This window comes from Bacteroidota bacterium, assembly GCA_026391695.1.
Taxonomy (GTDB): domain Bacteria; phylum Bacteroidota; class Bacteroidia; order Bacteroidales; family JAGONC01; genus JAPLDP01.
The window spans coordinates 15625-40030 of record JAPLDP010000028.1 but is presented as its reverse complement, the minus strand read 5'-3'; the positions used below and the strand labels follow the sequence as shown (position 1 = coordinate 40030).

Sequence of the window (24406 nt, the reverse complement as noted above, 5' to 3'; positions counted from 1 at the left end):
TATTAAAAAATTACAAATGTTTACTTTACTACCGAAATTTTATAGCATTCCCTGAATTTATTCATTGTAATATAAACGTAATAAATGCCCGTATTGAATGAAGAAATGTCCATATTAAAGGTATTACCGGTATTTACCGATAGTGATTTAATATTACTGCCGTAAGCATTGTAAACTTCCACTTTTGCTGTATTATTTTTGTCAAAAAAATCTATATGAACCACTTTGTTTGCAGGGTTTGGATAAATTACAGCAGCTTTACCGGCTGATATTTCAGGTAACCCGGATTGGTTTTTAGAAAAAATAACGCTGTATGTATTTGATGTAATATCATCTTCAGCTACAACAACAGCTGTAGCAGTGCGTTCGGCAACCGATCCTGAAAGGTTGGATGCCTGGGTAACCTGAACCGTGGCATTCGGATCAGATAAGGTAACGCTGATCGTAGGAGGAATAACAGTAGTATCTGCTAATAAAACGGTATAATTGTATTGCGTAGAAGAAAATACCGGATTTAAAATACCCCCGGAAGTATTAAGATTTATAAGATCAGCATTATCAGACAAAGGGTTGGGATTATTTATTGTGACCACACTGCCATTACTGGGGTTCCATAAAACAATATTTGCGGGTAGTGAGCAGGGAGGGTCATTGATTCCAACCTGACCTACATTAATGACATTTTCGAGTTTAATGACCCGTATTTCAATTTTTTCTTTAGAAACGCACACCAACTGAAACCCGGGCATTTTTTCCTGGTTGCGCGTCCATTTAAAAGCAGCATCGGGTGAATAATGTGTAAATAAAGGACATTGTGGTGCGCCCCAGCTACCATCTCCAATATAAACAATCCCGCAACTGTCGTTCCGGATAAAACCATTATCACTTGCAGTACCAGATGATGTCAGAATAGGCCACGTCACTTTAATAACGTGGGCGTGCGCTTCGGCAACCAATTTTACCTTATAGGTCTGGAAAAGTGATGCCCAACAGTTTATCATTGTGGTATCAACCGGAAAGCATCCGTGAGGAGCAAAAGGATAGTGGTATTGGGCAAATTTCCAGTAGGGTTCGTTAATATTACCCGTGTGTAATTGCAAATCGTTCTCGAGCCAGCTTCGCTGGGTGCTGTCGCAAGAAGATGTATAATTGGTGCTGTTGAATCCAAGATCGGTATTTAGCGTATATATTCTGAGTAATTTACCGGCAATGCTCAGAGAATAATATGAATTGGCATTGGGAATATCAAACATGTTATATAAATCATCGGGAGCTTCATGATTTCCTAATGTGGGTACAAGCGCAAAAAGCCGTCCCTCGGGTGTTATAGTAAGCTGCCAGTCGTCAAACCAGTCGTCCCAATCGGGTATAATGGCTCCAAGGAGAACATAATCACCACTAAAAGCAACAAAGTCAGGGCTTATTTTTGAAATCAATCTGTTTGCATCTTGTCGCCAGGGCCTGCATAATAGTGAATCAGGTTCGCCAGCCATTGCCGTTCTACTGTCGCCACCGGAAATAAAGGTAACCGGAGAATTGGCATTGTCGGGCAATGTTTTAAAGCACATGCGGGCACTTATTCCCTGGTCGTCGCGAACAACAAAGTAATAAACAGTATTTGGAGTAAGCTGCGTAAGCCTTGCAAACTGATGGTTCAAACCATAGTAATTGAGTACTGTCCGGTCAATTCCATGAGATAGCGGGTAGCTTAAGTAATTGGTACCGAAATCGATAGTACCATAATAAACCTGAGTATTTGTGGATATTGCGCTATCACACCAGCCAATGACTATGGTGGTAGCCGGATCGTCGCGATACGAAAGGCGGTAATACCGGGTTCCTGCAAAAAGATTATTACAATAAACAAGACTTAAAATAATGCAGCAAAGAAAATAATGTTTCATTTTAACTTGATTTAAAGGATGAAAATCAAATAGTAAATTATAAAAGACCCTTTTCACAGCAAAGATGAATATAGTTACTAAGTTACGGGTGTTCAGTAGTTCTGAATCTTAGCCTGCATTTCCGGAGTCAACTGTTTTACAAGTTCTGCATTGTATGCACCGGAAGGCAAATAAGGTTCCTGAATGTTGAATAACTGATAAGATGCCACAGCATATGAACGCGATAACGCGGGCAAAGACCCCGGATTGGCTATTGGATCAACGTCGGTAGCAAAGATTGAAATAGTATTGTCGCTGTTCCGAACGATATCGAAGGTGCGGAACTGTTGAGGGAAATCCTTTAATGATGGAGTTTCAACCTCCCAGAAACCAAGCTCAGGATGGGTTGGATCAGTTGATGGTTGTACCGTAACTGCATTTATATGACGATGTCCTGAGATCCACAGGATGAGATTCGGGTGGTTATGAAGAGTGTCAATCAATTGCTGTTCTGTAATTAGAGCGTCAGTGTTCCACAATCCAGGTCCAAGTCCTATTGGTACATGAGCAGCTATGATCATAAGCTTACCTTCAGCCTGACCCTTATCAAGTTCACCTATAAGCCAGTTAAAACGATCCCAATCAAGAGAGCTATGCGCATAGCCACCAATATTGGGATCACTGTCCTGCTGGGTATCATCGAGAACAATGACCTTAACAGGCAGGCCCATCTTTGGTTCAAACGCATAGCAGGCAAAGCCTGTGTTTGCATTGGATTGACTGAATCCATGCCCTATCGGATTTGAAGATGTATTAAAAAATTCGTTAATCCACTCATCTCTCCTGAGCGAACGGCGGTCCGGATCGGCTGCAAGCACTTGCGGAGGTGTTTGGAAATTTGCGGTAGCACCCACGCCTATAATGTCACCGTAAGGCGTCCGTCCGTCAATTGATCCCATGTAAAAACCTCTGCCATCAAGTCCGGTCAGAGGATTGTCTAAATTTATGATATCCAACCCGGTATAATTTGGCCGAAAGTTATCGGTCACAGGGTATGAACCCTTCCAGAAATGATCGTGATTGCCGAGCGTCTGAAACCAGGGAATCGACTTATCAAGCCCTTCCGCCTGATATGGATCCTGATAATCATTATTCGGCCCGGGGATCGGATCATCCTTGACACCGGAATCGGGATTTATTGACTTGCCGTCAAGAACATTGATGAACCATCTTAATTCATTGTACTGCGTGTTGTCGCAATCATCACCAAGGGAGATGCCAAAATCAAACTGACTTTGCTTATTCAGGACGTTTATCGTTTGCACTGCAGCATTGAGCATCTGTGTTGTCAATAGCATAGACGCTGAATATCCTGAGGGACTACCACCTCCCTTGTATGAGTAACAGATGGCTGAAGTGGGTGTTTCTTTGTCGCAAAGATGAATGTCGGACATGGTAAAGAAACGCAAAAGGCTTGAAGCTTTTGTAACCGATGTGCCGGTATATCCGGTTGGCATAATATCCAACCTTTTTTGATAAGGTATTCCTTGACCATATTGCCAGCCACCATAACCATATTCCGTGTATTTTGCTATTTCGAAAGGATAAATTAGTGGCGGAAATGGAGAAATGGTATTCGGGATTATTGTTCTGTCAAGTGTTGTGTAACCCCTGGTGTCTATAGGATTGCCATGGTCATCATCTTTGCTGCAACTATTTGTAATCAATAAAGCAAATCCCATTAGCGGGTAAATCCAGGTTCTGATTTGGGTTTTCATGTTGATTCCCGTTTATTGTATTATAAATTTCCTTATCGCAATTCCTTTGTCAGTTATTGCTTTCATTATATAAACCCCGTCTGGTAAATTAACCAGATCAATTGTCATTTTTTTGCCCGCGTTTTGAATTGTTTTAATTATCTGCCCTTCGATGGTCAAAAGTTCCATCATGGCTTTTTGATTGCATTCAATGGTAAGCTTATCTTTGGCGGGATTGGGAAAGATTGAGATTTTCAATGTATTGCTTAACTCATTCACGCCATAAATTGCACTACAGCTTCGCATCGGACGACTTACCGTCACAAATGCCGGATCAACTGTTATAATGCGGTAAGAACGGTTAAATGAGGCAGCCGTTTGGACATACCGGGTACCATTGGGCCAGTTTTCCCCAATTGTATCTCCCTTTCTGTTTGCAACCACATTTTGATGTTCATGGCCGTTCAGGACCACATCCACATGATTTGAATCGCAGATATTCAGGAAATTGGTCCTGTTATTCAGGATTGAGTTATCAGTTGTATCTGAGATTTCACCGGTATATGGCGTACCATCAGAGTTTGTACCGGCGGCATTTACTGCAGGATGATGGAAGACAATAATTTTTCTTTTGTTGCTGTTCATTATCAATGTGTTTCTGAGCCAGGTGCATTGTTCATTGGAGAATCCGGTTCCTTCGATATTTGCCGGATCGGGAGGATTTCCATAGGGGCCGTCATGGCCTGAACGGAGAAACACAATCGCTGCAAAATCGGCTGTGATTACATAATCTGTATCAACAGTGATATATTTCGTATAATACGGAAGATTACCAGTTGATATTGGCTCTCCATTTGGTTCGAATCCCACCCAATAATCATGATTTCCGGGGGTGAAATAGATAGGAATTGTCTGGGCAGAATCAATAAAATAGTCGCCAATGCCCGGGTTAGTGAGTGTTGGTGGAAACAAAAACTGTGTAAGCGTAGGATACATGCCTTCAGGTTCCTGGTTACCTACATCGGAAATATCCCCGCTTGCTATGACAAATGCGGGTTTTGGATCAAGGGTGTCAAATTCTTTGATGGCGCATTGGAAGTATTGTGCATTGAAGTCACTATTTGGGACAATGGTGTCGGAGATGTGCAGGTCAGAAATAGCAACAAAAGTGAACTGAGCGAAAGAGCTCAATGTTGCAGCACAGACTGTTACGAAAATTATAATTTGTCTTTTCATTGTAATAAATGTTCGCTCTGTTGTTTAGAGCTCGTTTATAAACTCAGTAAAACCTTTCATTATGTTGATTAACAATCAAATATGGATATTTGATCAAAAAAGCAAGTTACATTCCTTTATATTGTGAAGTGTTATATATTTTTCGAAAAAAATTATATAATTCACACATTTAATAGCAAAATCTTTCCGACACCCAAGAGATCAGAAAAATAATTACTTGTATACCGGTGTCCCATAGTTCTGTATTTTAGCTTGCATTTCAGGGCTCAATTGTTTGACAAGCTCTGCATTGTACGAAAAATTAGTCATTGGAAGCTTGAATATCTGTTGAGCGGCGACAGCATAAGAACGCGATTTCGCCGCAAACGACCCGTCTTTGACTGCCGGATCAACGTCGGTCGCAAAGATTGAAACAGTATTGTCGCTGTTGCGGACGATCTCAAACGTGCGGAACTGCTGAGGGAACTCCCTTAATGATGAGGTTTCAATCTCCCAGAAGCCGCTTTCAGGATGGGCGGCATCAGGTGATTTTAATGCAGTAATTGTATGGAGATGACGATGTCCGGCGATCCACAGGATGAGATTCGGATATGTATGAAGTTTGGCAATCAGTTTGGCTTCAAAGGCCGGGTTCCAAGCCATCATGGATGGAACCTTTTCGACGCCTATCGGTTCGTGCGCAGCGATAATCATAAGATTGCCTTCGGCTTGACCTTTATCAAGTTCGCTGATTAACCAGTTATAACGTTCATCATCAAGTTCTCCATGTCCATAGCCGAAAGAGCCCTTTCCAAAGCCGAGAGCATCGGGATCGTTGGGATCGTCGTTACTTTGGGTATCGTCTATCACAATGACCTTAATCGGTATATCCGACTTCGGTTCGAAAGTATAGTTGGCGAATCCATTTGCTGTGTCTGCTTGATTGAACCCATGTCCTTTGGGATTTGAAGATGTATTAAAAAATTCGCTTATCCACTCCTTTTTCGAAAGTGAACGGCGGTTAGGATCGGCTGCGAGCACCTTCGGGGGACTTGTGAAGTCCGCGACGGGTCCCGCGCCGATAACGTCGCCATAGAGCGTCCGGCCGTTGATTGATCCCATATAGAAACCACGGCTGTCTACGCCGAGAGGATCGATGAACGGATTGCCTAAGTTGAGCATATTCTCTCCGATGAGACTCTTTCGGATATAATCATTCGGTGGCAGGAAGCCCATCCAGAAATGATCGTGGTTGCCGAGCGCCTGATACCAGGGAATCGTCTTATCAAGCCCCACCGCCTTGTATTCATCCTGATAATCATTATTAGGTCCTGGGATAGGATCATCCTTGTCACCGGAATCGGGGTTTATATTCTTGCCGTCAAGGACATCGATATACCATCTTAGCTCGTTATACTGAGTTGCGTTGCAAACATCGCCCAGAGAGATGCCGAAATCAAACGGATTTTTTTTGTGAAGGGCGTTAACCGTCTGGACGGCTGCGTCGAGGACATGAGTTGTATATAACATAATCGGCGAATATCCTGAAATCAGACCGCCTTTGTAGCCAAAAAAGATTGCCTGAGCAGGAGATTCCTTGTCACTGATATGGATGTCGGTCATGGCAAAGAAATTCAAAAGTTTTGCAGTATTTGTGACCGATGTATTTGTATATGCAAGTGGCATAATATCCAGTCTTTTCTCATAACCAAGCCCCATGCCGAATTGCCAAACGCCATAACCATACTCAGCAAATTTAGAAATCTCAGTAGGAAGAATCTTAGGCGCTGTAGAAGGCACGGGATCAGGAACAATTGTCCTTTCGACTGTTGTAAGAACTGTAGAATCTATTGGATAGCTCGCTTGCTGTGTAGCGCTATCATTGTTCTTGCAACTATTGCTAAGAATTAATACAAATCCCATTACTACTAATGGGTAAAGCCAAATTCTGTTTTTCTTTTTCATGTATTTTTTTAAAAAGTTAATAATCCTTAATACCTTAATAATTCATAAAATTTGACAATCACAACACAGTTGTACATTTCAGAATATCCGATAAAAACATTATTTTTTACAAAACAGATATTATTATCTCTGTCTAAATCAAATGATTTGGAATCAGATTGCTTCAAAGATAATCAAACTTAGACAGATATCCAAATATTAAAATAGATGAAATATTAAATTGGCATATAACTGATTATATTGCAGATGATACTGAGAGTTGATTGAATTTAAGTTTCGTTCCAGCCAGTGCGAAACGGGGAATTTGACCAGAATAATACGACAAGATGAATCAAACAAATTCATTTTTTTTTCGTTTATCATAAAATGTATATCCGGGCAATTTATCTTTGCACCTTATTTAAATTTTATAATCGCTTAAATTTGATGAATATCCGTCAGAATTTTGTTTTACTCATCTATTTAAAAAATCATTTCATCAAATTTTTATACACTTACCTGCTGGTAATCATCTTAAATGGAGTTCCACTCCTATTGTATGCACAGGGAGTGACAAACCAGAATGATTCCATCTTTCGCGAAACTGTGCGAAGAGCTGATCAGTATTATCAGGAGGAAAAATACTCTGAGGCTCTGTTCGATTATGAATCGGCATCAAAAATCAAACAGGATGACGCTTACATCAATGAAAAGATTCATAATCTTAAAAAACTCCTTGACGAACAAAAGACAAAAAACATTCTTTTCGAGGCGGCCATAACATCGGCGGAGCAGTGGTTTAAAGCCGGAGACTACAAAAAAGCCAGAATCGAGTTCCTGAATGCACTGAAGATCGATCCCAAAGCTCAGTATCCGAAAGACAGGCTGGCTCAGATCAGCAAGATATGGACTGATCCGGAAGTTGAAGCCGCCTATGCCGCAGCTATCCGGCAGGCTGATGGTTTATATGCCGTAAAAAACTATTTCGATGCCAAGGTCGAATATATGAATGCCAGCGACCTGAAGCCACATGAACAATACCCGCTCGACCGCATCATGCAGATCAATGAGATTCTTGCCAGCCAGCGCAGCATACAGGAGGCTTATGATAAGCTCATTGCAAAAGCTGATAGCCTTTTTAACAAAAAAACTTACTATGACGCCAAAACAACCTATGGCGATGCCAATATTAAGAAACCTGATGAAGATTATCCAAAAAACAAGATCAAAGAAATAGATAATATCCTGGCATCTCTTCAAAGCCAAAAATCAGAATATGATAAAATCATCACCATTGCTGACAATTTTTATATTGAACAACAGTATGATAAAGCTAAAATTGAGTACCTGAAAGCTTCCAGCTTAAAATCTGGTGAACGGTATCCACAGAACATGATTGGCAAGATTGATCCGCTGATCGCCGAGATGAAAGCGATACAAAAGGAATATGACATCACCATTTTAAGTGCTGATAAATATCTGACGAGTAAGGATTATCAGAATGCGCTTACAGCCTATCAAAAAGCAATTGGGTTGAAGCCCGGCGAGGTCTATCCCAAAAACAAGGCAGATGAGATCACCAGGATTCTTGCTGATGCGAAAACTACGGAAGATTCTTATTTACGTGCCATAGCGTCCGGTGATAGCCTGCTACAGGTGCAGAAATATGATCAGGCTAAAACGACTTATCAGAATGCATCCGCCATTAAATCAGGCGAAACTTATCCAAAGGAAAAGATAAAAGAGATTGAAAGCATCCTGGCTGATATTCAAACACGCGAAAAAGCTTATACCGATGCCATCAACAGGGCTGATGACCTGTTAAATAAAAAGGAGTATGATAACGCGCGAAATGATTATCAGGAAGCCTTGATCATCAAACCTGGTGAAAAATACCCATCTGACCAAATCTCCCTAATCAATAGAAATGTCAGCGATCTGGCTTCACAGCAGAAATCATATAACGAGGCGATTTCTGCCGCTGATTTATATCATACACTGAAGAATTATACAAAAGCGCTGGAATTTTACAATAAGGCCCTTACGTTCAAACCCGGCGAAACTTATCCGGAAGGCAGGATAAGTGAAATAAACCAGATACTGGCAAGTGAGCAATCCCTTAATAAGGCTTACGATAATGCAATTGCTGCTGCTGACAATTATTTTAAGGCAGCCAAATATCCCGAGGCAATGACAGAATACCAGAATGCTTTATCATTAAAGCCCGGGGAGGCTTATCCAAAGACCAAGCTTGCCGAAGCTGAAAAAATCATCGCTGACAAGGATGCCGAGCAAAAGGCTTATGACAAATCCGTACTTGACGGTGACACTTATTTCAGCAGTGGCGATTATACGAAGGCGAAGCTCGCTTACCAGGAGGCATTGCGGATCAAGCCGGAAGAAAACTACCCACAGATAAAGCTGAATAATATTAATGAGCTGGTCGGCATTCTGAAAAACCAAGAGGAAGCTTACACAAAAGCTATTGCGAATGGCGACAGGTCGCTCGGTTTAAAGGAATATGAACAGGCCAGAAGTGAATATAGCAAAGCAGTGCAGCTTAAGCCTGAAGAGAAATATCCAAGGGATAAGGTCAGTGAGATTGACAAGATCCTTGCCGGGATTAAAGCACAGCAGGACGCTTATTATTCCGCCATCAGGGAGAGTGATGACCTGTTTACCAGGAAGGATTATGAATTGGCGAAAACACGGTATGTGGATGCCAGTGGAATAAAACCTGCAGAGCAGTATCCCAAGGACAAGGTCGCTGAAATAAATAAAATCCTTGCCGACATGCGGCTCAGGCAGGATTCGTATGACCGCGCTATCACACAGGGAGACAATTTATTTAAGGCAGGCAATTATACCGAAGCTTTAAGATTATATCAGGAAGCCATGAAAATAAAGCCGGAGGAGAAGTATCCCAAAGAAAAAATAGACGAAATCGGATTGATCCTTAAAAATAATGAAGTCCAGGCTGCTTATGAATTGGCTATCACTAAGGGAGATAAATATTACAATGATAAAAATTATCAGGAATCTTTAAATTCTTTCAGGGAGGCTTCTGCGATAAAACCCGATGAGCAATACCCGAAAGAAAAAATCAGCGAACTCATCAAAATACTGGCTGATCAAAAAATATCGGATGCAAACTACAAGAACGTCGTAGCTGCCGGAACCATTTATTATAATAGCCAGGACTATGAGAATGCCCTGTTGAAATTTAAAGAAGCATTTAGTATCAAACCTTCCGAGACCTACCCCAAAAACATGATTTATGACATTGAGGATATCCTGAATAAAATAAAAGCCAATCAGCAGGGCTATGATAATGCCATTGCCATTGCGGATCAGCTTTATAACTCCAAAAGTTACGACGGTGCCCTGATCAAATATCAGGAAGCGCTCAAATTCAAACCTGAAGAGTCCTACCCTGCTTCAAAAATCACCGAGATCACAAAGCTGCTTGGCGATTACAAAAACTATGTAGCCAACGCAGATGAGGCATTCAAAGTTAAGAATTACACTGGTGCCCTGGCGGATTATAAAAACGCACTTTCAATAAAACCACAGGAGACATATCCTGCACAAAAAATATCGGATATAGAGATCATTCTGGCCAATGTAAACAAAGAAGAAGCCTACAGGACGGCCATAGCCACGGCAGATGATTTCTATAACAGGAAGAATTTTGAAAATGCTCTTCCGGCTTATAAAAAGGCACTTGAGATAAAGCCTCTTGAAAAATATCCTTCCGACAGAGTGAGCGAGCTGACCAAGCTTCTTGCTGAACTTGAATTAAAGAAAAAGGCCTACCAGCAGGCTATTGCCGATGGTGACAGGTTTTTTGGGTCACAGGAGTATGAAAAGGCTTTGACTCCTTTTCAAAATGCCCTGAATATCTTCCCGGATGAGCAGTATCCGGCATCCAAGCTGGAGGAGATACGAATTATTCTTGCCGATCTCAGTAAACAGAAAGCGTACAATGATGCCATAGTAAAAGCCGATAATTTCTTCCAGTCGAAGGATTATGATAACGCGCGGACAACATACCAAAATGCCTTGAATATAAAGCCCGAGGAGCCATATCCCCAGGAAAAGATAAACGAGATCAATACGATTCTTTCGATGAATGAAAAAGCCCGACAGGAGGCTTATGACAAAGCCATTGCTCAGGGCGATGCATATTTTGGGCAGGAGGATTATAAAAATGCCAAGGTGCAGTACCAAAATGCCATAGGTATTAAGCCTGAGGAGACATATCCCAAAGACAAATTGAAGGAAGTGGAAGCCATCCTCCTGGCCAGGGAGATGGCTCTTAAGGAGGCCTACACAAAAGCCATTGCCAGGGCTGATAACCTGTATAACCAGAAAATTCTTGATGAAGCCCTCACTGCTTATGAAGAAGCTTTGAATATTAAGTCTGATGAGGCATACCCGATGAATCAGATCAGGAATATCAGGAGATACCTTGAGGAACATGCCATTGTTGATATCACCAAGACAAGTGTCATCATAAAAAACAATACAGAGATCAAATATGACTTCACACCTGTAGATATCCGGTTACGAAAGAATAATTATATCATGATAAAAGCGCGCAGTGCCGGCGATGCGGTTCCAAGGCTTTACCTGAGTTATGGTCTGAGCACACAGAAAACCGGAGGGGTGGTTCTTAAGTTTATTCGCAAAGGCGATATTACGGATTATATCATCCGTGTGAGTGCACAGGATCCCTGGTACCGGAACGATAACAGCTGGCTAAACCTTTATGCCGAAGGTGGTGACATTGAGGTTACTTCCATCCAGATATCCCAGGGCGATTAAGCTTTAGATGACCTCACCCCCCGTCCCCCTCTCCTGGAGGAGGGGGGGCAAGGAGGTGAGGTGACTTGGTTAAATTCACCGTAGCTTGTTGCGAAATTTGAGTCATTGCTTACCCCTGGATTTATAGCTTTTATTTGACTTTAAACACAGTGATTTCCGGCAAAATACCGATTCTGCCAGGATAGCCTATATTACCAAGACCACGGTTGACATAAAGATATTGCTCCTGACCTGCTCCGTTGGTCGTTGAATATATACCTGCCCAGTATTTATACACCCATTGCACCGGACTCCATCTCAGATGCTTTGTTTCAATTCCAAACTGAAAGCCATGGGTATGACCTGACATGGTAATCTGCAGTTCGGGGTATTCCTTTGATATGATATACTCCCAATGGCTTGGGTCGTGTGACAAAAGGATATTTAACGGTTGCAGTTCCATGTTTTCCAATGCTTTGTGCATGTCGGCCCGTTTGGGGAAACGGTCGAGGCTGCCCCAATTGTCGACGCCAATGACTGCCATCCGTGCGCTATCCTTTTCAATGATCACGTGTTCATTCCGCAACAGACGCCAGCCTATTCGATTGTAAAGATCGACCAGGTCCTGCAGGTTCTTTTCCTTTTCTTCCGGTGTTCGCCATCCAACATAATCTCCATAATCATGGTTTCCGAGAATCGCAAAAACACCATATGGAGCCTGTAGTCGTTCAAGAATGGGTTCGAACGGATATGCCTCATCCGTGATATTATTTACCAGATCACCGGTAAAAAATACTATATCAGGTTTAAGGCTGTTGACCATATTGACGACCCTGCGTAGACTCTTTGCAGAACACCAGCTTCCCAGGTGCAGGTCGGAAATCTGCACAATCTTTAGTCCTTTATAAACTGAAGGCAAATTTTTGATTGTAATTTCCTGATTCCTAATCTTAAAGTCATGTACCCAAAAAACCATGCCGGAAATAAACATACACAAGATGAAGACTCCCAGCCACCATGCAAGGCTTTGAACATGCCTATTGCGGGGTATCTTCCTGGCCAACGTAGGATTATTCCCCGACAGAAGAATTTTAAATCCATCGAAAGATCTTCTTACCACTCTCCACAGGTCAGCCAGAAAGAGTAAAACCACGGGTAAAAGCTTTGATACATAAATGATAAGTATTGTGCCAATTAAGTAAGATGCAAAACTGCTGATGAGTTCCTTTTGCCCTATGAAGAATGTCAGCATTAGATAACCAACGAGAACAAAAAGAGGTAACCAGTAAAGAAAAGATGAAATTTTTCGCAGTGGTTGACGGATTTTACGAATACGTTTTCTTGCTGAGCTCCAGAAATAAAGGTCTATGGCTGCCAGGAACAGGAAACCAGGATAATATGAGGCTGTCTTGGGGAATACTTTCAGCAGCAGAAGGTAAAATCCTGCCAGGAGCATCAATGTAATAATCAGGTAATAGATGAGCCGTTTTTTCATCAAAGAACTGATTACCTGCCTGATATTATATAATTCACAAGACCTTTGGCGTCAAATATTCCTCTTAGTTTCTCAGGCAATGGAGCGAAGTGGAATGTCTTCGTACCGACAGTCACTGTACCACTGGTGAAATCTATATCAACCTTATCGCCGTGTTTATAAGCATCCACTGCCTCAGGCAGGATAATGATTGGCAATCCCTGATTAACAGAAGAGCGATAAAAAATCCTGTTGACTGATTTGCATATCACAGCTTTAATTCCGGCAAATGCCAGGCCAACAGATGGATGTTCCCGTGAGCTGCCGCAGCCAAAGTTGGCACCGGCAATAATGATGTCGCCCTGTTTCACCTGTTCAGCAAACCGGTCATCAAAGCCCTTGAAAAGGTGCGGCATGATCTTGTCGGGTTCCGAGCTCAACACGTTATAAGTCAGGTTGCCTGCAAACATCTGGTCGGTGTTCAGGTTATCCACGTCGGCATAATTCCAGGAGCCATTGGAAAAACGATCTTCTCCGGGTGCAATGACGACTGTTTTGCTTTGTTCCACCGACCGTGGGAATTTATCGTTTGTAATGATATTGCGAGGGTCGGTGATTTCGCCATTCAAAGCTGAGATAGTGACCGTGGCAGGAGATGCCAGGTATATGGCCGAATTGGGATTTCCCATGCGTCCCTTGAAATTGCGATTGGCTGTTGATATTATGGTATACCCGTCAGCAGGTATCCCCTGCCCTGTTCCCAGGCAAGGGCCGCAGGAGGCGGAAAGGACATTAGCACCGGCTTTTATGAATTTCTTAATCAGCCCCTCCTCCATGGCCTGAAGATAAATTTCCTTTGATGCCGGAATAATGAGGAACTGTAATCCAGCGGGGACTTTCCTGCCATTGAGCATGCGGGCAGCTTCACGCAGGTCCTCAATGCGGCCATTGGTGCATGTACCTATGAGCGCCTCATGTATTTTTGTGCCACGCACTTCCGATACGGCTTTTACATTATCTACATGATGCGGAGCAGCTACAACAGGATAGACATCTCCAAGATTGATGGTCATCTCCTTTTTATAATGAGCATCGCTGTCAGCCCATATTCCGGCAGTTTTTCTGCCAATCCATTGCTGCAGAACTTCATCACAAGGGAAGACAGCATTTTTTGCACCCATTTCCGATGCCAGGTTGGCGAGCACCATGCGGTCGGCGATAGTCAGCGTTAATACGCCTTCACCATGGAATTCGACCGACAGGTAGTCGGCACCGCTGGAACCAATCATACCGATGATCCATAAGGCAACATCCTTAGCATAAACACCCTTAGAAAGTTTCCCTTTAAGAGTTATTTTCAGTGATTCGGGTACTCTGAACCACGTTTCACCCTGTTTCCACAATCCGGCCGTTTCGGTGCGGTCGATGCCAGCGGCAAAAGCGTTGAATGCACCCGCTGTAGATGTATGGCTGTCGCTGCCCACGATGATCATGCCGGGGCGGGCATAAAGCGACATCAGCTGGTGGCATATACCGTCGCCGACATCATGAAATTTTTTCACCCCCTGCTCTGCGGCTATATCGCGGATACGCTGGTAATCATTGGCCAGTTTAGAACTGGCCGGCGGCGCATTGTGATCAAGGATGAAAAGTAACTGACCAGGGTAGGCGACTTTTGTCCCGCCCATTTTCTGAAACGTTTTTTCAATGCTGGCCGTATTATCATGCGACATAACAATGTCGGGTTTCTTAAAAACAATGACACCTGCACCGGCGCCAAGCATTTTTTCGGCAAATGTCAGTCCTGCCATAATATTCATATTTTAATTTAATATTCAAGATTTAAGTTGGGTCGTAAAATTAAATAAAAAAAACTCATCATAACCTTGCTTTTACTATTTTAGCCAGATATCAAATAATACATTAGCCATGAGAAAGTATTCCATTTTTCTAATTATCCTGCTCTGTATTTCATGTGTACATAATTACACTGAAAACGTGATCAATCTGAACACTGACTGGCGATTCAGCACAGGCGACAATCTTGAGTATGCTAATCAGGCTTTCGATGATTCAGCATGGAAAACAATAAAAGTTGATAAGATTTGGGAAGAACAGGGTTATGATCCCTATGATGGTTATGCCTGGTTCAGGCTTAAGGTAGTGATCCCATCGGAACTTAAGAAAAACTCTTTCCTGAAGGATAGTCTCAGGATCTTTCTTGGTAAGATAAACAACTTTGACCAGACCTTTCTGAACGGTAAGATTATCGGTATTAATGGTAAGACAGTGGCAGAGGATTGTGTTATCGATACATCTTTTCTGCTTGCACCGACTAATTTATGGGACTATCCCCGCAGATACGCTTTATCAGTTGATGATCCGCGTATCAGGTGGGATCAGGAAAATGTAATTACTGTACGTGTTTATGATCAGGGCGGCCAGGGAGGCTTGTATACCGGAAATCAGTGCATCAGCATGGTGAACATTAAGGAATACCTGGTTTTCGATAACAGTTACAGCCCGTTTATTTTTGATGAAAAGGGCGTAGGTAAATCATACAGCATAAAAAACACTTCCAAGACACTGATCCTGGATGGTGATCTCAGCATAACAGCAGTAAACAAGGTGACACAGGAGGAAATATATAAAATGGAAGAAGAAGTGACACTCCAGCCTCTCACGTCCCGTGATTTCAAGGTTAATCTGCCCAGGACGGATCAGTCGGCTCTTATCACATACCGGTTTGATTTTGAAGATGCCGGCACATTCCTCGAGTACAAGGAAGAAACACCATATATTCTGACACCGGAGTCGCCGCCTTCACCACGTATAAACGGGGCCAGGATAACAGCAGCACGGCCGGGTCATCCGTTTCTTTTTACCATCCCGGCAACCGGAGAACGACCCATGACTTTCGAAGCCTCCGGTCTGCCCGAAGGTCTCACACTTGATGGAGCCACCGGGCTAATTACAGGTACTGTTTATAAGAGTGGCGAATATCAGATTATAATAAAAGCTAAAAATAGTCAGGGAGAAGACAGCAAGGAGCTACGTATTGTGATTGGCGACCTGATAGCCCTCACTCCACCAATGGGCTGGAATAGTTGGAACTGCTGGGGCTTATCAGTCGACGAAGGAAAAGTACTTACAAGTGCAAAGACATATATCGAAAAAGGCCTCGTCAATCATGGGTGGACATACATTAATATTGATGACGGATGGGAAATATCAAAGGATAGAGAACCCAAACGTGATCCTAAAGGAAACATCCTAACCAATGAAAAGTTCCCTGACATGAAAAGGCTCGGTGACAGCCTTCATGCTTTGGGTTTAAAGTTCGGAATATATAGTTCTCCAGGCCCATTGACCTGTGGCGGATATACGGCCACATACCAGCATGAACAGCAGGATGCCAACTCCTTTGCTTCCTGGGGTGTGGACTACCTGAAATATGACTGGTGTTCCTATGATGGTATTGCCAAAGACACTTCACTGCCGGAACGCAAGAAACCCTATTTTGTCATGCGTGATGCTCTTGACAAGGTTGACAGGGATATTGTTTACAGTCTGTGCCAGTATGGAATGAGCAATGTGTGGGAATGGGGTGCTGAGGTTGGCGGCAACCTGTGGCGCACTACAGGCGATATTACCGACACATGGGAAAGCTTGAGTGAAATAGGCTTCGGTCAGGTTGAAAATGGACCTTTTGCCGGTCCGGGGCGGTGGAATGATCCTGACATGCTTGTTGTCGGCTGGGTTGGCTGGGGACCAAACCTCCATCCTACCAAACTTACACCTGATGAACAATATACACACATCTCTCTTTGGTGTCTTTTGTCAGCCCCGTTATTAATCGGCTGCGACATGCAACGGTTGGATGCCTTCACGCTTAATCTTCTCACTAATGATGAAGTGCTGGCCATTGACCAGGATCCATTGGGGAAACAAGCCACGCCGGTCATCAAGGAAGGAGACATCCAGGTGTGGGTTAAAAAACTTGAAAATGGCAACAGTGCAATAGGTATTTTCAACCTCGGCGAAAAAACTGAGACTTACATGCTAAACCTGAAAAAAACAGGCATTGAAGGAAATGTTAAAGTGCGAGATCTCTGGCGACAAAAGGACATTGGTGAAATCATGGATATATTTGAAGCCCATGTGCCGTCACATGGTGTTGTTTTGGTTAAGGTTAAAAAAGAGGGATGACATCTCTGGGGAGATGTCATCCCTCTTTCCCTTTTTCTGTTAATAAACTCATCATATATATTTGGATAGATACAAAAAAAAAATTCATACTTTTGACCCTTCATTTTTTCAAAAATTGTCATTGTTATATTTAACTCATGGAAAGTCAATCACTTGTATTATTCTTTATAACAGCAGTCTTCCTCGTCGGAGCTGCCGTGGTTTTTTCAAGTTTAGTACCCCGTAAATCTTATAATCCTCAGAAATTCGAACCTTATGAATGCGGGATTCCGACCATTGGCGGAGCCTGGCTCCAGTATACAGTGGGATATTACCTGTTTGCTATCCTTTTCCTTATTTTCGATGTCGAAACTGTCTTCGTCTATCCCTGGGCTGTGATCATGCATCAGGCCGGACTTGTTGGCTTTATTGAAATTCTGATATTCTTCTTTATTTTAGGTCTTGGGCTTTTATATGCCTGGAAAAAACATGCTTTGAAATGGGAATAAGAAAGAAAAAAGATCCATTTTATATTAATGATTACCCGATCAGTGAGGAATATGCCGGAGGCGGTATTATCCTGGCCCAGCTGGATGCCCTTATAAACTGGGGAAGATCCAATTCGGTATGGCCGCTGACTTTTGGCACACGGTGTTGTGCCATAGAAATGATGGCTACGGGAGCATCACGGCATGACTTTGCTCGCTTCGGCTTTGAAGTGGCACGGGCTACACCGCGTCAGGCTGATGTGATCATCATATCAGGTTCTATCGTTTATAAAATGGCTCCTGTTCTCAAACGCCTTTATGATCAGATGGCAGAGCCAAAATATGTCATCGCTATGGGGGCATGCGCTATTTCCGGAGGGCCTTTCTTTTATAACTCCTATTCCGTCGTTAAGGGTGCTGACCACGTCATTCCTGTTGATGTTTATATTCCGGGATGCCCACCTCGTCCTGAAGCCTTATTATTTGGACTCATGCAACTTCAGAAAAAAATTAGACGTGAAAGAAATTTTGGCAAGAAAAAGATAGTAAGCAATGAGTGAATGAGTGGTTGAAGTGTTTAGAAGTCAATAATTATCATTATTGTCAGTTAAAAAATATTTTTGATGACCAACGAAGCACTAAAAGCAAAGATTATTACTATGTTGCCGGAAGCAGAGGTCACAATCGGCAAACAATACCTTGAAGTTGTCATACCCGCAGAAAAATTGCGGCAATTTGCCAGAGCTCTTAAAGAGTCGGAGGAAACATCCTTTGATTATCTCATTTGCCTTACTGGAATTGATTTCCCCGAGAACATGATGGTGTACTATCATCTGGAATCATACAAACATAAACATATCATGGTGCTCAAGACGAAGACCCATGACCGTCAGGATCCTGTGCTGGATACCGTATGCGATATATGGCGTACCGCCGAGTTCCATGAACGTGAGGTATATGACCTGCTGGGGGTTAAATTTAATGGCCACCCTGACCTGCGCCGCCTCTTCCTCGATGAAGGATGGGGATTCCCTTTGCGAAAAGATTATATGGATGAAATCAGAATAGTGGAGCGTTAGCCTATGACTACACCCGATGAAATAAAAACCCAGGAATACCTGATAAACATGGGACCACAGCACCCGTCGACACATGGTGTGCTGAGGCTCCTGCTTAAACTGGAAGGCGAGATTGTGCACAATGTGGAACCTCATATCGGCTACATCCACAGCGGCATTGAGAAGATGTGTGAATCACTCGCCTATCCCCAGATTGTCCATTTGACTGATCGTATGGATTACCTGTCGGCACATATGAATAATGAGGCTGTATGCCTGTGTGTTGAAAATGCAATGGGCATAGAAGTTCCCGACAGGGTCAGGTATATCCGCACCATTATGGCCGAGTTACAGCGTCTGGCTTCACACCAGCTCTGGTGGTGCGTCATGGGAATGGACCTGGGAGCATTGACGACATTTTTTTATGGACTACGTGACAGGGAAAAAGTTCTTGACATCTTCGAAGAGACCTGTGGCGCCAGGTTAACAGTGAATTACAGCGTACCGGGTGGGGTGATGTTCGACATCCATCCCAACTTCCAGAAACGCGTTAAGGATTTTATCATCTACTTCAAAAAGAAGCTGCCGGAATATGACCAGCTTCTCACAGGGAATGTAATTTTCAAAGAGAGAACCAAAAACATTGGGATATTATCCCTCGAAGATGCCATCTCCTATGGTGTCACCGGCCCCTCAGGACGCGCATCCGGATTCGCATGTGATGTAAGAAAGCATCATCCATACAGCGCCTATCCCTTGGTGCAGTTTAACGAAGCCCTTGACACTGCCGGCGACACCTTTGCCCGCTACAGGGTGAGGATAACTGAAATGTGGGAATCCCTGTCCATAATTGAGCAACTCATCGATAACATCCCCGGAGGCGACTATGCCATTAAGATGAAAGGTGTCATCAAACTACCCGAGGGTGAATTTTATCAGAGAGTGGAGGCGGCAAGAGGGGAATTTGGTGTGTTCATCATCAGCGATGGAAAGAAGAATCCTTACAGGCTTAAATTCCGGTCACCGGGTTTCTCCAATCTTTCAGCATTGAATGTCATTGCCAAGGGCTGGAAGATTGCCGACCTGGTAGCCATTATGTCGACACTTGACCTTGTAATTCCAGATATTGACCGATAAAAGAACCCTATTCTATGGTGTTTGATATATATGATTTTTCATCACTTACCGAGGCCATTCACAAAGGCCTGAGTGCACACATGTCACCGGTTGCCACGCAGGCCATTGAATGGGTCATTATCGGTGTCACCGTTATCCTGTTTGTTGCCTTATTCGGATTATTCCTTGTTTATGCTGAGAGGAAGGTCTGTGCTTTTTTCCAGAACAGGTTAGGCCCTATGCGTGTCGGGCCATGGGGACTGTTACAGACCATTGCCGACTTCATCAAGCTGCTGATGAAAGAGCTTATCCAGCCTGCAAAAGCTGACAAGTTCCTTTACAATTTGGCTCCATTTATCGTCATTATTGTACCTTTTCTTACAATTTCCGTCATTCCTTTTGCAAAAGGTTTACAAGCTTTTGATTTCGACATCGGGGTATTTTTTGTGACGTCTGTGTCGGCTGTGGGAGTCATCGGTGTTCTTTTGGCCGGATGGTCAAGCAATAATAAATATTCTCTTATCGGTGCGATGCGCAGTGGCGCCCAAATCGTCAGCTATGAGCTTTCTGTCGGACTGTCGATCATTACCATTGCTATTCTTGCCGGTTCGCTTCAGGTATCACAGATCGTTGAGGGCCAGCAGGCGACCTGGTTTATTTTCAAAGGCCATATTCCGGCAGTCATCGCTTTTTTCGTCTTCGTCATTGCCGGGACAGCAGAAACAAACCGCGGACCTTTTGACCTGGCAGAAGCTGAATCGGAACTCACAGCAGGCTTCCACACTGAATATTCAGGCATAAAATTCGCCTTTTTCTTTTTGGCAGAATATGTTAACCTGTTCATCGTAGCAGCAATAGCCACTACAGTATTCCTTGGGGCATGGATGCCATTCCACTTTGGGCACTTTGAGGGATTCAACCGTATAATGGATTTCATCCCGCCTATTTTCTGGTTCTTCGGTAAAGTCCTGGCGGTCATTTTTCTCATCATGTGGTTTAAATGGACATTCCCCAGGCTTAGGATCGACCAGATACTAGCACTGGAATGGAAATTCCTGCTACCTATTAACCTTGTGAACATCCTGATCATGGCGTTCATCGTTTTGAAAGGTTGGCATTTTTAAATATCGTTATCCGAACCTATGAAAGCATTATATAAATATATCCTATCCATCATCAAAGGCATCTGGACTCTTGTGCAAGGGATGCAAGTTACAGGTCATTATATCATCAGGCCAAAAACCATTGTTACACAACAGTACCCGGAAAACCGTGATAAATTGAAGATGTTCGATCGTTTCCGCGGTGAAGTGGTTATGCCTCACAATGAATATAATGAGCATAGTTGTACTGGCTGTGGTATCTGTGAAATCAATTGCCCTAATGGCTCCATTGAAATTATTTCAAAGACCATCGTTTTACCCGACGGAAAGAAAAAACGGATTATCGACAAGCACATCTATCATCTTAGCATGTGCACGATGTGCAATCTATGCATAAAAAACTGCCCGTCGGAGGCTATCGTTATGGCGCAGACATTCGAACATGCTGTTTGGGACAGGTCCAAACTCACTAAGGTTCTCAACAAATCCGGTTCGAAGATTATGGAAGGTGTCAAAGAATAAAAAAGAGACTACGAAATGAATAGTAAAGTCATGTTTTTTGTATTTGCAGGTATCATCCTGATATTCTCAGTGATGACTGTGGTAAGCCGGCGGATATTACGGTCAGCGGTATATCTTCTGTTCGTGCTGCTTGCCACTGCAGGTTTGTATTTTATGCTGAATTTTAATTTTCTTGCTGCGGTGCAGCTTACCGTTTATGCCGGCGGTATCGTGGTGCTGATCATCTTCTCCATTCTTCTTACCAGCCATATCAGCGAACGGGCGCCCATGGCCGGTGCCAGACGGTCACTTTTCTCAGCCCTCGCCGTCATCATTGGCGCCATTCTTACTCTTACCACTATTTTCAGATTTACTTTCGTTCCATCATCCGAGCCTGCCATCGGCAGTGATATCAAGACTATTGGCACGAAACTTATCTCATACGGTGAAGGCGGCTATGCCCTTCCATTTGAAGTGATATCGGTATTGCTGCTTGCTGCTATGATCGGGGCTATCATTGTTGCCAGAAAAGAAACCAAATGATCTAAATTATATATACTATGACTCAGGGGATTCCTCTATATTATTTTCTGACTATCAGCACACTGATGTTTTTTATCGGGATTTATGGCTTCCTGACCAGGAAAAACCTGATCACCATGCTCATGTCTGTTGAATTGATACTTAATTCCGTGAACATCAATTTTGTGGCATTCAACAAGTATCTGTATCCCGATAAATTACAAGGACACTTTTTCAGTCTTATCGTCATTGCCATTGCAGCCGCCGAGGCCGCTGTGGCTATAGCCATCATCATCAATATCTACCGGAATTTCCGATCGATTGATGTGGAGAAGGTGGATGAAATGAAGTTTTAATCAATGATCAATGAACAATGATCAATGATCAGTAAAGGAATTTAAAATAGAACAATAGAAATTTAGCGATATGATCAACTTTTCTTATACTATTCTGATCCCGCTGATACCCTTCCTGGTTTTTATATTTACAGGGCTGACGGGGCACAAATTCAAGCCGCTGGTCTCCGGGATCATAGGAACCATAGGATTATTTATCTCAGCCATGCTGTCATATGTTACGGCTTTCTTCTATTTTTTTCAAACGGATAAGGTCGAGGGCACTTTCCAGACCATTATAGCATTCAAAACGGTATGGTTACGGCTGACCGAACGGCTGCATATTGACCTTGGCGTTTTACTGGATCCTATTTCGGTGATGATGCTTGTCGTCATCACTACTGTATCGCTCATGGTGCATATTTACAGTCTGGGTTACATGAAGGGAGATCGTGGCTTTGCCAGGTTTTTCTCCTTCCTGTCACTTTTTAGTTTCTCCATGCTGGGATTGGTCATTGCCACCAACTTATTCCAGATGTATATTTTCTGGGAGCTTGTCGGCATTTCATCATATCTCCTGATCGGTTATTATTATGATAGGCCATTGGCAGTAGCCGCATCAAAAAAAGCATTTATCGTCACACGTTTTGCCGACCTGGGCTTTCTGATCGGTATATTGATTCTATCCTTTACGACAGGCACACTTGATTTTCTTAACCTGACTGATCCAAAGGGTTCATGCCTGATAATGGGTAGCGGGATAGCATTCATGGGATTATCGACCATGACCTGGTCGATGATTTTTGTCTTCATGGGTGGTGCCGGTAAATCGGCCATGTTCCCGTTGCACATTTGGTTACCTGATGCCATGGAAGGCCCCACGCCTGTTTCTGCGTTGATACATGCTGCCACCATGGTTGTTGCAGGCGTTTATCTCGTCGCACGTATGTTCCCCATTTATGCGCTGGCAGCCACACCGGCACTTGACCTTGTCGCCTATGTGGGGGCATTTACTTCACTGTTTGCTGCAGTCATTGCCTGCACCCAGACCGATATCAAACGTGTGCTGGCCTATTCTACAATCTCACAAATCGGCTACATGATGCTCGCCTTAGGGGTATCGGGATATGGTGGTCATGATGGCCTGGGCTATATGGCATCCATGTTCCACCTTTTCACCCATGCATTCTTCAAAGCCCTGCTGTTTCTTTGCGCCGGCGCTGTGATACACGCCGTCCACGTCAATGATATGGCTGATATGGGAAATCTGCGAAAGCATCTCCCAATAACGCACCTTACATTTTTGATTGCCTGCCTTACAATTGCAGGAATACCACCACTAGCAGGATTTTTCAGTAAAGATGAAATACTTACGGCAGCTTTTCTCCATAATAAATTCCTTTTCGTTATCGAATATCTTGTCGCTGGCATAACGGCATTTTATATGTTCAGGCTTTATTACAGCATCTTCTGGGGGAAAGAGACACATTATCACCAAACACCTCATGAAGCGCCGAGGGTTATGACTATCCCACTCATCTTCCTGGCCATCGGCTCGGTGTTTGCAGGTTTTATCCCTTTCAGCAGCCTGGTCACATCCGACAGCAAGCCATTTGAATCACATATTGAATGGGGTGTGGCCATTCCATCTATACTTATCGGACTGATAGGGATTGCCATTGCCACCGTCATGTACCGGAAGACAAATGACCTGCCCGACAGAGTGGCGGCAACCCTGAAACATTTTTACAAGTGGAGCTATAATAAGTTTTATTTTGATGAGATCTATCTCTTTGTCACCAGGAAGATTATTTTCAGATATATTTCCCGTCCTGTGGCCTGGTTTGACAGGCACGTGGTTGATGGCACCATGAATGGAATAGCCTGGGCGACACAATTTACCTCGGTGCAGATCAAAGGTCTGCAATCAGGTCAGTTGCAACAATATGCCTTTGTTTTTGTCACAGGAGCACTGCTTCTGGTGCTGATTTTTGCTTTTTTTGTAAAATAAATAAG

The 24406-nt window shown here is 43.2% G+C and carries 17 protein-coding genes; 11 read left to right on the top strand and 6 right to left on the bottom strand.

Features of this window, described 5'->3' with window-relative positions:
- Positions 1-20: 20 nt before the first annotated feature.
- The 4 genes from NT175_02800 to NT175_02785 form a co-directional block, all read right to left on the bottom strand.
- Positions 21-1904 carry a T9SS type A sorting domain-containing protein gene (locus tag NT175_02800; GenBank protein MCX6233639.1) on the bottom strand — a complete coding sequence of 628 codons (1884 nt, stop codon included), beginning with the start codon at positions 1902-1904 and terminating at the stop codon, positions 21-23.
- A gap of 92 nt (positions 1905-1996) precedes the next feature.
- The gene (locus NT175_02795; protein ID MCX6233638.1) at positions 1997-3661 is read right to left on the bottom strand and encodes a TIGR03768 family metallophosphoesterase; all 1665 of its coding nucleotides are present in this window, start codon (positions 3659-3661) and stop codon (positions 1997-1999) included.
- A 12-nt stretch (positions 3662-3673) separates the two neighbouring features.
- The gene (locus NT175_02790; protein ID MCX6233637.1) at positions 3674-4876 is read right to left on the bottom strand and encodes a metallophosphoesterase; all 1203 of its coding nucleotides are present in this window, start codon (positions 4874-4876) and stop codon (positions 3674-3676) included.
- Positions 4877-5089: 213 nt separating this feature from the next.
- Positions 5090-6820, bottom strand: a complete 1731-nt coding sequence (locus tag NT175_02785; GenBank protein ID MCX6233636.1) for a TIGR03768 family metallophosphoesterase — start codon at positions 6818-6820, stop codon at positions 5090-5092.
- A 426-nt stretch (positions 6821-7246) separates the two neighbouring features.
- Here NT175_02785 and NT175_02780 point away from each other — a divergent pair, with 426 nt between their 5' ends.
- The gene (locus NT175_02780) at positions 7247-11626 is read left to right on the top strand and encodes a hypothetical protein (GenBank protein ID MCX6233635.1); all 4380 of its coding nucleotides are present in this window, start codon (positions 7247-7249) and stop codon (positions 11624-11626) included.
- 130 nt (positions 11627-11756) lie between these two features.
- Here the strand turns inward: NT175_02780 and NT175_02775 are convergent, their stop codons facing one another.
- Both NT175_02775 and NT175_02770 read right to left on the bottom strand, forming a co-directional pair.
- Positions 11757-13100, bottom strand: coding sequence for a metallophosphoesterase (locus NT175_02775; protein ID MCX6233634.1), 1344 nt, complete (start codon positions 13098-13100; stop codon positions 11757-11759).
- 11 nt (positions 13101-13111) lie between these two features.
- Positions 13112-14890, bottom strand: coding sequence for an aconitase/3-isopropylmalate dehydratase large subunit family protein (locus NT175_02770; protein ID MCX6233633.1), 1779 nt, complete (start codon positions 14888-14890; stop codon positions 13112-13114).
- Positions 14891-15008: 118 nt separating this feature from the next.
- Between NT175_02770 and NT175_02765 the strand changes: the two genes are divergently transcribed.
- The 10 genes from NT175_02765 to nuoL all read left to right on the top strand — a co-directional run bounded on the left by NT175_02765 (position 15009) and on the right by nuoL (position 24401).
- Positions 15009-17288: a putative Ig domain-containing protein gene (locus tag NT175_02765; GenBank protein ID MCX6233632.1), complete on the top strand. Its 2280-nt coding sequence runs from the start codon at positions 15009-15011 to the stop codon at positions 17286-17288.
- Positions 17289-17425: 137 nt separating this feature from the next.
- Positions 17426-17776 carry an NADH-quinone oxidoreductase subunit A gene (locus NT175_02760; GenBank protein ID MCX6233631.1) on the top strand — a complete coding sequence of 117 codons (351 nt, stop codon included), beginning with the start codon at positions 17426-17428 and terminating at the stop codon, positions 17774-17776.
- Positions 17767-18315, top strand: a complete 549-nt coding sequence (locus NT175_02755) for an NADH-quinone oxidoreductase subunit B (protein ID MCX6233630.1) — start codon at positions 17767-17769, stop codon at positions 18313-18315. Before NT175_02760 ends, NT175_02755 begins: the two co-directional genes overlap by 10 nt.
- A 63-nt stretch (positions 18316-18378) precedes the next feature.
- Entirely contained in the window at positions 18379-18834 is a 456-nt protein-coding gene (locus NT175_02750; protein ID MCX6233629.1) for an NADH-quinone oxidoreductase subunit C, read from the top strand.
- A 3-nt stretch (positions 18835-18837) separates the two neighbouring features.
- Complete coding sequence (locus tag NT175_02745) at positions 18838-19950, top strand: NADH-quinone oxidoreductase subunit D (protein MCX6233628.1); 1113 nt, start codon at positions 18838-18840, stop codon at positions 19948-19950.
- 26 nt (positions 19951-19976) lie between these two features.
- Positions 19977-21053, top strand: coding sequence for an NADH-quinone oxidoreductase subunit NuoH (gene nuoH / locus NT175_02740; protein ID MCX6233627.1), 1077 nt, complete (start codon positions 19977-19979; stop codon positions 21051-21053).
- 18 nt (positions 21054-21071) lie between these two features.
- A complete protein-coding gene (locus NT175_02735) occupies positions 21072-21554 on the top strand; it encodes a 4Fe-4S binding protein (protein MCX6233626.1) in 483 nt (160 codons plus the stop codon).
- Positions 21555-21569: 15 nt separating this feature from the next.
- Positions 21570-22076, top strand: coding sequence for an NADH-quinone oxidoreductase subunit J (locus tag NT175_02730; protein ID MCX6233625.1), 507 nt, complete (start codon positions 21570-21572; stop codon positions 22074-22076).
- A gap of 17 nt (positions 22077-22093) precedes the next feature.
- Positions 22094-22411 carry an NADH-quinone oxidoreductase subunit NuoK gene (gene nuoK / locus NT175_02725; protein MCX6233624.1) on the top strand — a complete coding sequence of 106 codons (318 nt, stop codon included), beginning with the start codon at positions 22094-22096 and terminating at the stop codon, positions 22409-22411.
- A 70-nt stretch (positions 22412-22481) separates the two neighbouring features.
- A complete protein-coding gene (gene nuoL / locus NT175_02720; protein ID MCX6233623.1) occupies positions 22482-24401 on the top strand; it encodes an NADH-quinone oxidoreductase subunit L in 1920 nt (639 codons plus the stop codon).
- Positions 24402-24406: the final 5 nt, after the last annotated feature.

Excerpts from the sequence above, each read along its gene's own strand:
- NT175_02800 (MCX6233639.1), bottom strand. The coding sequence starts at position 1,904 with ATGAAACATTATTTTCTTTGCTGCATTATTTTAAGTCTTGTTTATTGT.
- NT175_02795 (MCX6233638.1), bottom strand. The coding sequence starts at position 3,661 with ATGAAAACCCAAATCAGAACCTGGATTTACCCGCTAATGGGATTTGCT.
- NT175_02790 (MCX6233637.1), bottom strand. The coding sequence starts at position 4,876 with ATGAAAAGACAAATTATAATTTTCGTAACAGTCTGTGCTGCAACATTG.
- NT175_02785 (MCX6233636.1), bottom strand. The coding sequence starts at position 6,820 with ATGAAAAAGAAAAACAGAATTTGGCTTTACCCATTAGTAGTAATGGGA.
- NT175_02780 (MCX6233635.1), top strand. The coding sequence starts at position 7,247 with ATGAATATCCGTCAGAATTTTGTTTTACTCATCTATTTAAAAAATCAT.
- NT175_02775 (MCX6233634.1), bottom strand. The coding sequence starts at position 13,100 with ATGAAAAAACGGCTCATCTATTACCTGATTATTACATTGATGCTCCTG.
- NT175_02770 (MCX6233633.1), bottom strand. The coding sequence starts at position 14,890 with ATGGCAGGACTGACATTTGCCGAAAAAATGCTTGGCGCCGGTGCAGGT.
- NT175_02765 (MCX6233632.1), top strand. The coding sequence starts at position 15,009 with ATGAGAAAGTATTCCATTTTTCTAATTATCCTGCTCTGTATTTCATGT.
- NT175_02760 (MCX6233631.1), top strand. The coding sequence starts at position 17,426 with ATGGAAAGTCAATCACTTGTATTATTCTTTATAACAGCAGTCTTCCTC.
- NT175_02755 (MCX6233630.1), top strand. The coding sequence starts at position 17,767 with ATGGGAATAAGAAAGAAAAAAGATCCATTTTATATTAATGATTACCCG.
- NT175_02750 (MCX6233629.1), top strand. The coding sequence starts at position 18,379 with ATGACCAACGAAGCACTAAAAGCAAAGATTATTACTATGTTGCCGGAA.
- NT175_02745 (MCX6233628.1), top strand. The coding sequence starts at position 18,838 with ATGACTACACCCGATGAAATAAAAACCCAGGAATACCTGATAAACATG.
- NT175_02735 (MCX6233626.1), top strand. The coding sequence starts at position 21,072 with ATGAAAGCATTATATAAATATATCCTATCCATCATCAAAGGCATCTGG.
- NT175_02730 (MCX6233625.1), top strand. The coding sequence starts at position 21,570 with ATGAATAGTAAAGTCATGTTTTTTGTATTTGCAGGTATCATCCTGATA.
- nuoK (MCX6233624.1), top strand. The coding sequence starts at position 22,094 with ATGACTCAGGGGATTCCTCTATATTATTTTCTGACTATCAGCACACTG.
- nuoL (MCX6233623.1), top strand. The coding sequence starts at position 22,482 with ATGATCAACTTTTCTTATACTATTCTGATCCCGCTGATACCCTTCCTG.